Raw genomic sequence first — 10,265 nt, 5'->3', positions numbered from 1 at the left:
TTCCCTGAACCTGTTTAAATCTCCGTCTTCCTGAACCGTCTAGGCGGCGGACACGGCTTCGCCCGCCAGCCTGCGGGCGGCTTCATCCGCATTTACGGCCGCGTCCAGAGAAGGACTGCCTGATCCGCCGTCATGCCGGTTAAGCACATATTCCACAACGCCCGCTATGCCGGTGAATTTCAGACGGCCCTTTAAAAAAGCGTCCACCGCCACTTCGTCAGCCGCGCTCGCCGCCGCCGGGTATGTGCCCCCGCGCCGGTAACTTTCCTCGGCCAGCGCAAGGCAGGGGAACCGCGAAAAATCCGGCTCGAAAAATTCCAGCCTGCCAAGCTCGAAAAGGTTTAAAGGCGCGACGGGGCTTTTCCGCCTGCCGGGCCAGGTGATCGCGTACTGGATGGGCAGGCGCATGTCCGGCAGCGACAGCTGCGCCAGCACCGAACTGTCTTCATACTCCACCGCCGAATGGATGACCGATTGCGGATGTATTACCGTGCGGACCTGCTCGCGCCGCAGCCCGAACATATTCATCAGCTCAATAGCCTCAAACCCTTTATTCATCAGGGTGGCGGAATCAATGGTGATTTTCGGGCCCATTTTCCAGCGCGGATGCTTTAACGCCTGCGCGGGGGTAACCTCGTCCAGCTTTCCTTTATAATTTAGAAACGGGCCGCCCGAAGCGGTAAGAAACACCCGCGCTATCGCCCTGGCCGCGGCGCGGTAATCGCCGTCGTCCGCGCCTTCAAGACACTGAAACACCGCCGACGGCTCCGAGTCTACGGGGATAATTTTCGCGCCGTGTTTAACGCATTGCTCCATAATCGCCGCGCCGGCCATCACCATAGGCTCCTTGTTGGCGAGCGCTATGGTTTTGCCCGCGCGCACGGCCGCCATCAAAGGCTCAAAACCGGCCGCGCCGACCAGGCCGCTAACCACCAGATCTGTGTCCGGGTGGCAGGCCATTTCCACAAGGCTTGCCGCGCCGGGCGGCAGCAGCTTCACGCCGGGCGGGAGCCTGCCCGCCAGCCGCGCCGAAGCCGCCGGGTCGGCCAGCGTGACCCATCGGGGTTTGAACTCCGCGGCCTGAGCAAGCACCAGCGCGTCGTGCGAATTGGCGGCAAGCCCTATAAGCTCGTACCCTTCGCCCAGCCCGCGCACCACGTCAGCCGCGGATACGCCTATGGAACCTGTGGAACCCAGAAGCACTATTCTTTTCATTTCATTTACCCATAAAAACAAGCGCGTAGTAATAGACCGGCGCAAGCAGCAGATACGAATCGAACCGGTCAAGCACGCCGCCGTGGCCGGGCAGCAGGTTGGACGAGTCCTTCACGCCGGCGCTGCGTTTTATCACCGATTCGGCCAGATCGGAAATCTGCCCGCACACGCCCGCCAGCGCGCCCAGAACAAGCGCATCCGTCACCGAAAGCGCACCGGGCACCAGTATCGCCCTCAGCAACGCCGAAACGGCGACCGCCGCAAGAAATCCCGCTATGGAGCCTTCCCACGTTTTTTTCGGGCTTACCTCGGGGTTCAACTTGCGCGAGCCGAACGCGCGGCCTCCGAAATAGGCCGCCGTGTCGCACGCCCACACGGTAAGAAACAGCATGAAAGTATAATACTCGCCATAAGGCGCAAGAGCGCGGACATTCACCAGATGCGCCAGCGGCCACGCCACTAAAAACACGCCCGCCATAGTGTTGGAAAACCGCTCAAGGCTGCGTTTGGGGGTAAGCACTTCCCACGAAAGCAGGCCCAGCACGACCAGACTGATGACAAGCGGCACCAGGTTATCAATTCCGCCTGCCGGCATCCGTCCCGCGACCGCGCCAAACGCCGCCAGCGCCCCGAACAGCAGCAGTGCAACCCGGGAAACCGGCTTGCGCCCCGTCCACAAGATAAGCCCGTATTCGTGCAGTGAAAGAAACACCACCGCCGCCACAAAACACGCATACACCGCGCCGCCGAAATGGATGGACCCCAGTATAAGCGGAATCCCGACAAGCGCGGTCAAAACGCGGGGAATAAGCATTAACAAACCTCCATACCGCTCCGGGCGAACCGCCCGTAAAGGGGGAAAATGAAAAACCGTAAAATCCGGGGAACCGACCCGGGCCGGACTTATTTAATTCCGCCGAACCGGCGCTCGCGTTTTCTGTAATCGGCCAGCGCGGCGTTCAGCTGTGGCGCGCGGAAATCCGGCCAGAAAACATCGGTGAAATAATATTCCGCGTATGCCGCCTGCCATAACAGAAAATTGGAAATGCGGCGTTCGCCGGAAGTGCGGATTACAAGATCCGGGTCCGGCAGGCCGGCGGTATAAAGCGCGTCCGCTATATCCTGCTGCGTAACACCCGTTCTGCCGGCCGCCAGCAGTCTGTTCACCGCATCGGTCAGCTCCTGCCGCCCGCCGTAATTAAACGCCAGATTAAGAATCATCCCGGTATTGGCGGAAAGCAGCCGCGCTTCCTCGTCCAGCTCTTCCAGCACCGTCTTGCCCACGCCCTCGCGCCGCCCGCTGATTTTCAGCCGCACGTTGTAATTCATGAGCAAGCCGTGTTTGGCGCGCAGCGTACTGCACAAAAGGCGCATCAGCGCGGATACTTCATATCGGGGGCGCGACCAGTTCTCCGTCGAAAACGTGTACAGCGTAAGCACCTTTATGCCCAAGTCGCAGCAGGCCTTTATTATCGCCTCGACCGACTCAACCCCTTCCCGGTGCCCTTCCAACCGCGAAAGGCCGCGCGCCTTGGCCCAGCGCCCGTTGCCGTCCATCACAATGGCGATATGCGCGGGCAGCGGGGCGGAATCCGGCGGGGGGGGAATAAAGCCGCTCATCGTCAGACGGTCATTATCTCTTTTTCTTTTACGGCGATAACCTTGTCAATCTCGGCGATGAACCGGTCGGTCATTTTCTGGATATCGCTCTCGAACCGCTTGGCATCATCCTCGGTTATCTCTTTGGCTTTCTGGGCTTTTTTGATTTTCTCGTTGCCGTCGCGCCGGCCGTTGCGGATTTTCACCTTGAAATCTTCGCTGATGCCTTTTATCGTTTTGGCCAGTTCGCGCCGCCGGTCTTCCGTCATGCTGGGCAAAGCGAGCCTGATAATTTTCCCGTCGTTCTGGGGAGTCACGCCAAGATCCGACTGGAGGATGCCTTTTTCAACGGCTTCCAGCGCGCCGGCATCCCACGGAGCGACAACCAGCGTGCGCCCGTCCTGCTGCGAAATCGCCGCCACCTGGTTAAGCGGCATCATCGTGCCGTAATATTCAACCCGGATATTTTCAATCAGCTGCGGATTGGCGCGCCCGGTCCGCAGTGTGGCGAGGTCTTTCTTCATCTTCTCAACGTAACCAGCCATTTCCAGCTCAAGCGACTGCATCAGTTCCGTAACGCCGATCAATTCGTCCATAATTTCTCCTTTCCTGAAAAAACGTTCAGCTTATCAGAGTGCCCACTCCGCCGGAGCGCACCGCTTTTCTGATATTGCCTTTTTTGTGCAGGTTGAACACCCGGATGGGAATCTGATTCTCAAGACACAGCGCCAGGGCGCTGGTATCCATGAATTTCAGGCCGCGGTCAAGCGCGTCCCGGTAACTGATCGTCCTGATCAGCCTGGCCGCGGGGTTCTTTTGGGGATCGTCCGTATAAACTCCGTCCACCTGAGTGGCCTTTAAAATCTCGTCCGCCTCGATTTCGGAGGCGCGCAGCGCGGCCGCCGTATCGGTAGTGAAATAGGGGTTGCCGGTGCCGCCCGCAAAAATCACGATGCGCCCTTTTTCAAGGTGCCGCACCGCCTTGCGCCGGATATACGGCTCGGCAAGCGTGATGATGGGCATCGCCGTCTGCACGCGGGTGGCCTTGCCGGCGCTTTCAAGCGCGGCCTGCAGCGCCAGCGCGTTAAAAATTGTGGCAAGCATGCCCATATTGTCGGACATGACGCGCGAAATAAGATCTTCCGCGTCTTTCGCGCCGCGCCAGATATTGCCGCCGCCCACCACGATAGCCAGTTCGACCCCCGTTTCATGCGCGGATGCTATTTCACCCGCTATATGCCGCAGGGACTGGGGGGCCACGCCCCTCAGTCCCTGCGACTGCAAAGCCTCTCCGGACAACTTGAGCAGTATCCGTTTCGGCATAATTTTTATCCGACTCTTTCCACCCGCGCCACTTTCACCGGCGCGCCCAGCTCCTTCTCGGCCTCGGCGATGAACTGCGACACGGTTTTCTTGCTGTCGCGGATGCTGATCTGGTCAAGCAGGCAGTTCTGTTCGTAGAACTTGCGCAGCCGGCCCTCAAGCATCTTTTCTATCGCGGCGGCGGGCTTGCCTTCGTTGGCGGCCTGCGTGCGGTAAATGTCCTTCTCCGACTCGATAACCGAAGCCGGCACTTCCTCGCGGTGCACCCAGCTCGGCGTCATCGCCACAGCCTGCAGCGCCAGCTCTTTGCCCAGTTCCTGCAGTTTGGTCACGTTGGCGGTGTCGGACTGCAATTCCACGATCGCGGCTTTTTTGTTGTCCGTATGAATATAATAGCTCAGCGCGCCTTTGCCGTTCACCTTGACATATTCGGCTTTTTTCACGTCAATATGCTCGCCGAGTTTCGGCGCGACTTCCAGCACGATCGCCTTGAGCTTTTCGTCTTCGGCGGTAACGCCGGGGTTGGCGAAAAGATGCTCGACAAGCCGGTCGGCGAGCGACTTGAAATCGTCGGTCTTCGCGACGAAATCGGTCTCGCAGCCGAGGTTGAGCAGCGCGGCCGCCATCCCCCTGGCGTCGGTCTTGATGCGGGTACAGCCTTCGCTGGTTTCCCGGCCGGCCCGTTTCTGGGCGGCGGCAAGCCCTTTCTTGCGGAGGTATTCCACGGCCTTGTCAAAATCGCCGTTGTTTTCGATCAGGGCCGATTTGCAGGCCATAATGCCGGCGCCGGTGGCGTCGCGCAGTGATTTTATCTTGTCCATCATAATTGGCGTTCTCCTCAATCGTTGGCGGGCCGGATCCCGGCCCGGCGCGCGCGGCCCGGGGCCGCGGCGGAGCGGTGTTACTTTACTTCCTCGGCGATTTCCACCGTGTCCTTCCCGGCGAGATCAACATTCGCGCTGGCGGCTTCCGCTTCGATCCTGGCCTTCGCGGCGGCTTCCGCTTCAGCGGCGAGCCTGAGCTCCGCTTCGGCGTCCTTCGCGGCGGTGGCGGTGCGGCCTTCGGCGATCGCGTCGGCGATCAGGCTGCAGAACAGCTTGATCGAACGGGCGGCGTCGTCGTTGCCCGGAATCGGGTAATCCACCAGATCGGGATCGGAATTGGTGTCGCATACGCCAACGATTTTGATGCCGAGCTTGCGCGCTTCGCGGATCGCGCCGTCATCGTCCACGGGGTCAATGATGAACATCACGTCCGGCACGCCTTTCATGTGGCGGATGCCGCCAAGCACTTTGCGCAGCCGGTTCATCTCCTTGCTCAGGCGGGAAACCTCTTTCTTGGAAATGGCGTTGAAAAGACCTTCCTTTTCCCATTTCTCAAGCTCGTCAAGCCGCTCGATGGAATTTTTGATGGTCGAGAAGTTGGTAAGAGTGCCGCCCAGCCATTTCTCAAACACGCAGGGCACGCTGACCCGCTCGGCCTCTTCCTTGACAATGTCGCGGGCCTGCTTCTTCGTGCCCACGAACAGGAACTTGGCGCCGGATTCCGACTGTTCTTTCGTGAAAATGTAGGCCTTCTTCAGTTCCTTCACCGTCTGCTGGAGATCCAGAATATGGATGCCGTTGCGTTCCCCGAAAATATAGCGTTTCATTTTGGGGTTCCAGCGCGACGTCTGATGCCCGAAATGCACCCCGGCTTCCAGCATGTTTTTCATTGATATGTTCATTACTTTCCTCTCGATAGGCGACGGGCTGTATTTTTCGCGCCCCAGGCGGCGGCTTGCGTTCCTTAAAGCAGGAAACGGCTGTGCGCCCCTTAGTCAGACGTGAAGACCCGTACCTGCATATTGTACCAAATAAAGATGATCCCGCGCACGCTATATATAACGCTCTATTTAATTTCATTGCGGGCGCGCCGGCCGTGGTGACGCGCGCATTGCAATCGGATACCGGAATTGCGATAATTTCGCAATGGTTCAGCAGGACGCGCCGCTTGCCCCGACGGCAAACAAGCGCTGCAATTATCGCATATATCATAACCGGAGAATGCGGCCCATGAAAATCGTTCTGGCACAGCTCAACACAACCGTAGGCGATATTGACGGCAACACACGCAAAATTCTGGCGGCCGTGAAAAAAGCCGCCCGACAGCACGCGGAGCTGGTCATTTTCCCGGAAGCGGCCATTACCGGCTACCCGGCGCTGGATTTGTGGAATGACCGGGGCTTTATCGCCGCAAACCTGCGCGCGCTTGACAAACTGGCCGGGAAAATCGGCGATACCGCCGCTTTGGTCGGCTACATTGATTTCAACCGCGCCCGCACCGGCAACCCTCTGCAGAACTGCGCCGCGCTGCTGCATAAAGGAAAAATCCGGGCGAGGCAGGCTAAAACCCTTCTGCCGACCTACGACGTGTTCGACGAAGACCGCTATTTCGCGCCCGCGCTGTCCAACAAACCGATAAACTTCAAGGGCGTGAAACTGGGCGTGACCATCTGCGAGGACGTATGGACCGAAAGCCGCCTTGCTCAACGCCATCTTTACCGCGAAAACCCCGTGCGCGAACTGATGCGCCGGCAGCCGGATCTGATAGTAAACCTCTCGGCCTCGCCGTTTCATATCGGCAAGCCGGACCTGCGGCGCGAACTGCTGTGCGGCCACGCAAAAAAACACGGCATACCGTTTCTGTACTGCAATCAGGTGGGCGGCAACGACAATCTGGTATTCGACGGGGGCAGCCTCGCCGTTGACCGCGCGGGCCGGGTGGTGGCGCGCGGCGCGCAGTTTAAGGAAGAACTGATAAACCTTGAGTTCCCGTTTCCGCAAAACACCGCGCCTGCGCCCGATCCCGGAATTTCCGATACGGAACAGGCCGCGCGCGCGCTGTCGCTGGGGATCGGCGATTTCGTGCGCAAATGCGGGTTTTCGTCGGTGATACTGGGCCTCAGCGGGGGAATAGATTCCGCGGTGGTCGCCGCGCTCGCCGTGGACGCGCTCGGCCCGGAAAACGTGATCGGCGTTTCGATGCCCACGCGCTACACCTCCGGCATAAGCAAAAACGACGCGCGCGAACTGGCCGGAAATCTTGGCCTGACGCAATTTCACGAACTGCCCATCGAGGGCGTTTTCGGGGCGTTCACCGACGCTTTGAAAACGCCCTTCAAAGGAATGAAACCCGATACGGCCGAAGAAAACCTTCAGGCGCGCATACGGGGCACGATGCTGATGGCCATCTCGAACAAACTGCGCGCGCTATTGCTGGCTACGGGCAACAAAAGCGAATTTTCGGTTGGATATTCCACCCTGTACGGTGATATGAACGGCGCGCTGGCCCCGCTTGGCGACGCGCCGAAAGTGCTGGTTTATGACATCGCGCGCTGGTACAACACAACCCGAGAGCGCGGCATCCCCCGGCGCACGATAACACGCGCGCCGTCGGCCGAGCTGCGCCCGGGCCAGACCGATCAGGACGATCTGCCGCCCTATGAAACGATAGACCCCATCATCGCCGCCTACATAGAGCATAACGCCGTGCCGGAAGAAATAGCCGCGCAGGGATTTGCCAGCCGCACCGTCGCCGGTATTCTCGCGCGCATAGACCGCAACGAATTCAAACGCAAACAGGCCCCGCCGGTTCTTAAAATCACGACCAAGGCGTTCGGCACGGGGCGCAGAATGCCCATCGCGCGCGGCTATCACCGCTGACCGGCTGAAACTTAAAGGCCCCGCCCGGCAGCTGCCGGGCGGAGCCTGTTATCATGAAACTACCCCGGCTTTGCAAGCGGTACAAGGCGCCAGGCTCACAACGCTTATGCGAAGAGGCCGGCCCCCGGTTCCAATCCCGCACATCCGGTGAAAGTGCGTTCGCCCTGAATTATTTACATTATGAAGTAGTCTGGATATATCCGCCGGGGAACACTTTATGGACAAAAAATTTCTGCAAACCGCATTGCTGCTGTTCCGTGCGGCGGCAACGGTTTGCGCCGGACGCTTTCCCGGGATTCATAATATACGGACTGTATTTGCCAATTCTCCCGGCATCAGACAGCCGGAACAGGATTCGGTTGAAGCGTTGCGCTATGAATGACGGCGCCCTAAAATTCCTTGGCGAGAACCGCCAGCGAGCGGACTACGTCCGCCAGCGCCGGGGGCGTGATATCCGCGTCGGCATAGCGGAGCTTTTCGATCGTTATTTCCCCGTTCCTTAAAACGAGCTTGCGGTAGCCGGCGGAAAACACGCGGCGTATTATTTCCCTTTTCTCCCGCGAAGCCAGATAACGCACTGCCGCGCCTTCATCGGGAGCCGAAACGGCGAACTCGCCGTCGAACACGTCGTCGCCTGTTTTGATTTCCTTCGACCGGCCCAGCAATCCGCCAAATGAAAAACCCCTGGATTTTCCTTTCACCTCAAGCCGCATAACCGCAAACGATTTCATGCCGACAACAAGACGCGGCGCGCCGTTCTCACCGAACCCGAAAAGACGGACAGTGAAATCAAAAGCGTCGCACGAACCCTGAAAAGTGGGCACAAGCCAGCGCAGGAACGTTCTTCCCGGGAAAACGGACTCCAGCCCCGCCAGCGCGTCAGCGTGCCGCCGGGCGGAGATATAAGCCGATATTAAAGCGAACAGGCCGAATCCGGCAGCAAAAACCGTGTGCATATGGCCTCCGTTATCACCGCGCCTTCCGCAAAATCATCCGGCGCATTTACTGTAAATCTCTGGCGAGAACCGCCAGCGAGCGGACTACGTCCGCCAGCGCATCCGGCCCGATATCGGCGACGGTATAATAGGTTTTCTCCGCTTTTATTTCCCCGTCCTTGAAAGTGAGCAATGCATAACCGGCGTTAAAAACACGGCGGATGCCGTCCTTTTTTCCGGATGCCGACAGATACCGCACGGCCGCGTCGTCGTCGGCGGCCGAAATAATGAATTCGCTGTCAAACAGGGGATCGTTTATCCTGACATCCTTTAACAATCCCAGCGACTTGCCGATGGAAAAAAACGCGCCTTCCTTTCTTATCGTCATCCGCATGGCCACCGGCGCCCGCATGATTACGTTAAGCCGGGGCGGATTGTTCTTCCCGCCGCCAGTAAGCCGGACGGAAAAAGCGAACGCATCGCACATGCCCTCAAAAGTCGGCACGAACCACCGGAGAAAAGTCCGGCCCGGAAAAACAGATTCCAGCCGCTTCAATAAATCGGCGCGGCGGCGGGCGACAGTATAGGCAATAATGAATATCAGCAGGATAAAACCCGGAAAAAGAAGCTCGTGCGGTATTTTGGCGAGCGGTGACAACATTGCGCCTCCTGTTTCAAAAATGAATTATACATACGTTAGCATACGCGCCATATTTTGGCAACGGGACGGCCGCGCAGTTTGTTTATTGAAAGCGGACAACAAAAGATGTACACTGCGCGTATGTGCGAGAACGCTTAAAGGGGGAAACAGAATGCATAAACTTAAACGGGGCGCAACAGGTTCGTTGCTGGTAATTGCGGGCACGCTCTTGCTGTCCGCATGCTCTGCCAATCTCAGAAACGTGATGCCGCCCATTGAAGACGTGCTCAAGGCGGGCCCGCTCTCCAAACTGGTGGTTTATGTGGGCAATGTGCCGTTCGGAGAATCCGGCCCTTCGCCCGACGGAATGACCATAAGCATCGGCGGAACCGCCGTGCTGTGCGCGCAGGGCAGGGACGCTAACAACCGGCCCATAAAAGTCGTCCCGAAATGGACCGCCAGCAAACCTGAAATGGTGGAAATAACTCCCGCAGCAGGCGATATGACCACGGTCAAGGGACTGCGGGAAGGAACCGTTGAAATAGTGGCGGAATTCATGGGCGTGAAACGCACCATAAACTACGTCTTCATAAAATAATGAATTGCACGGCTACCTATGCCCTGCTGGACTCAGGCGGGGCGGAACTGGAAACTTCAAAAGCCGGAATCAAACTCGCTCAGGCAACCCTCTGCGTCGCGCCGCAGTCCGGCAGTCCCCTGCTTTTTTCGCTGAGGGATATCGCCCGCGTCGAGCATAAAGGCTACACGGCCAGGCTGTCGCTGCGCACGGGCGAACAACTGCTTTTAAGCGAATTGGGCTACAAGTTCGAGGATTTTCTGCGGTTACTG

12 protein-coding genes are annotated in these 10,265 nt (G+C 58.5%); 3 read left to right on the top strand and 9 right to left on the bottom strand.

Annotated features, from left to right (window positions below; translation table 11 throughout):
- Positions 1 to 39: 39 nt before the first annotated feature.
- The 7 genes from dxr to rpsB form a co-directional block, all read right to left on the bottom strand.
- Positions 40 to 1,215, bottom strand: a complete 1,176-nt coding sequence (gene dxr, locus PHW69_08360; GenBank protein ID MDD4005198.1) for a 1-deoxy-D-xylulose-5-phosphate reductoisomerase — start codon at positions 1,213 to 1,215, stop codon at positions 40 to 42.
- Position 1,216: 1 nt separating this feature from the next.
- Positions 1,217 to 2,029 carry a phosphatidate cytidylyltransferase gene (locus tag PHW69_08355; protein ID MDD4005197.1) on the bottom strand — a complete coding sequence of 271 codons (813 nt, stop codon included), beginning with the start codon at positions 2,027 to 2,029 and terminating at the stop codon, positions 1,217 to 1,219.
- A gap of 89 nt (positions 2,030 to 2,118) precedes the next feature.
- On the bottom strand, positions 2,119 to 2,835 hold the full coding sequence (gene uppS / locus PHW69_08350) for a polyprenyl diphosphate synthase (protein MDD4005196.1): 717 nt from the start codon (positions 2,833 to 2,835) through the stop codon (positions 2,119 to 2,121).
- A gap of 2 nt (positions 2,836 to 2,837) precedes the next feature.
- Positions 2,838 to 3,410: a ribosome recycling factor gene (frr, locus tag PHW69_08345; protein MDD4005195.1), complete on the bottom strand. Its 573-nt coding sequence runs from the start codon at positions 3,408 to 3,410 to the stop codon at positions 2,838 to 2,840.
- A gap of 25 nt (positions 3,411 to 3,435) precedes the next feature.
- Positions 3,436 to 4,137, bottom strand: coding sequence for a UMP kinase (gene pyrH / locus PHW69_08340; GenBank protein ID MDD4005194.1), 702 nt, complete (start codon positions 4,135 to 4,137; stop codon positions 3,436 to 3,438).
- A gap of 5 nt (positions 4,138 to 4,142) precedes the next feature.
- Entirely contained in the window at positions 4,143 to 4,961 is an 819-nt protein-coding gene (gene tsf, locus PHW69_08335; GenBank protein ID MDD4005193.1) for a translation elongation factor Ts, read from the bottom strand.
- 77 nt (positions 4,962 to 5,038) lie between these two features.
- Complete coding sequence (rpsB, locus tag PHW69_08330; GenBank protein ID MDD4005192.1) at positions 5,039 to 5,863, bottom strand: 30S ribosomal protein S2; 825 nt, start codon at positions 5,861 to 5,863, stop codon at positions 5,039 to 5,041.
- 328 nt (positions 5,864 to 6,191) lie between these two features.
- Between rpsB and PHW69_08325 the strand changes: the two genes are divergently transcribed.
- Positions 6,192 to 7,841: an NAD+ synthase gene (locus PHW69_08325; GenBank protein MDD4005191.1), complete on the top strand. Its 1,650-nt coding sequence runs from the start codon at positions 6,192 to 6,194 to the stop codon at positions 7,839 to 7,841.
- 389 nt (positions 7,842 to 8,230) lie between these two features.
- Here PHW69_08325 and PHW69_08320 read toward each other — a convergent pair whose 3' ends face one another.
- Positions 8,231 to 8,797, bottom strand: a complete 567-nt coding sequence (locus tag PHW69_08320) for a hypothetical protein (protein MDD4005190.1) — start codon at positions 8,795 to 8,797, stop codon at positions 8,231 to 8,233.
- A 46-nt stretch (positions 8,798 to 8,843) separates the two neighbouring features.
- Positions 8,844 to 9,437 (bottom strand): hypothetical protein, encoded by a 594-nt coding sequence (locus PHW69_08315; protein MDD4005189.1) that lies wholly within the window; start codon positions 9,435 to 9,437, stop codon positions 8,844 to 8,846.
- A 151-nt stretch (positions 9,438 to 9,588) separates the two neighbouring features.
- Here PHW69_08315 and PHW69_08310 point away from each other — a divergent pair, with 151 nt between their 5' ends.
- Positions 9,589 to 10,014 carry a hypothetical protein gene (locus PHW69_08310; GenBank protein MDD4005188.1) on the top strand — a complete coding sequence of 142 codons (426 nt, stop codon included), beginning with the start codon at positions 9,589 to 9,591 and terminating at the stop codon, positions 10,012 to 10,014.
- A partial coding sequence (locus PHW69_08305; GenBank protein ID MDD4005187.1) for a hypothetical protein occupies positions 10,014 to 10,265 on the top strand: 252 nt, incomplete at its 3' end. The genes PHW69_08310 and PHW69_08305, both read left to right, overlap by 1 nt.

It is taken from the genome of Elusimicrobiaceae bacterium, assembly GCA_028700325.1.
Classification (GTDB): domain Bacteria; phylum Elusimicrobiota; class Elusimicrobia; order Elusimicrobiales; family Elusimicrobiaceae; genus JAQVSV01.
This window is presented reverse-complemented; position numbering and strand designations above follow the sequence as displayed.

Bases quoted from the DNA above. Each gene is read 5' to 3' on its own strand.
- PHW69_08315 (MDD4005189.1), bottom strand. From the start codon at position 9,437: ATGTTGTCACCGCTCGCCAAAATACCGCACGAGCTTCTTTTTCCGGGT.
- pyrH (MDD4005194.1), bottom strand. From the start codon at position 4,137: ATGCCGAAACGGATACTGCTCAAGTTGTCCGGAGAGGCTTTGCAGTCG.
- PHW69_08325 (MDD4005191.1), top strand. From the start codon at position 6,192: ATGAAAATCGTTCTGGCACAGCTCAACACAACCGTAGGCGATATTGAC.
- PHW69_08310 (MDD4005188.1), top strand. From the start codon at position 9,589: ATGCATAAACTTAAACGGGGCGCAACAGGTTCGTTGCTGGTAATTGCG.
- PHW69_08320 (MDD4005190.1), bottom strand. From the start codon at position 8,797: ATGCACACGGTTTTTGCTGCCGGATTCGGCCTGTTCGCTTTAATATCG.
- frr (MDD4005195.1), bottom strand. From the start codon at position 3,410: ATGGACGAATTGATCGGCGTTACGGAACTGATGCAGTCGCTTGAGCTG.
- rpsB (MDD4005192.1), bottom strand. From the start codon at position 5,863: ATGAACATATCAATGAAAAACATGCTGGAAGCCGGGGTGCATTTCGGG.
- uppS (MDD4005196.1), bottom strand. From the start codon at position 2,835: ATGAGCGGCTTTATTCCCCCCCCGCCGGATTCCGCCCCGCTGCCCGCG.
- dxr (MDD4005198.1), bottom strand. From the start codon at position 1,215: ATGAAAAGAATAGTGCTTCTGGGTTCCACAGGTTCCATAGGCGTATCC.
- PHW69_08355 (MDD4005197.1), bottom strand. From the start codon at position 2,029: ATGCTTATTCCCCGCGTTTTGACCGCGCTTGTCGGGATTCCGCTTATA.
- tsf (MDD4005193.1), bottom strand. From the start codon at position 4,961: ATGATGGACAAGATAAAATCACTGCGCGACGCCACCGGCGCCGGCATT.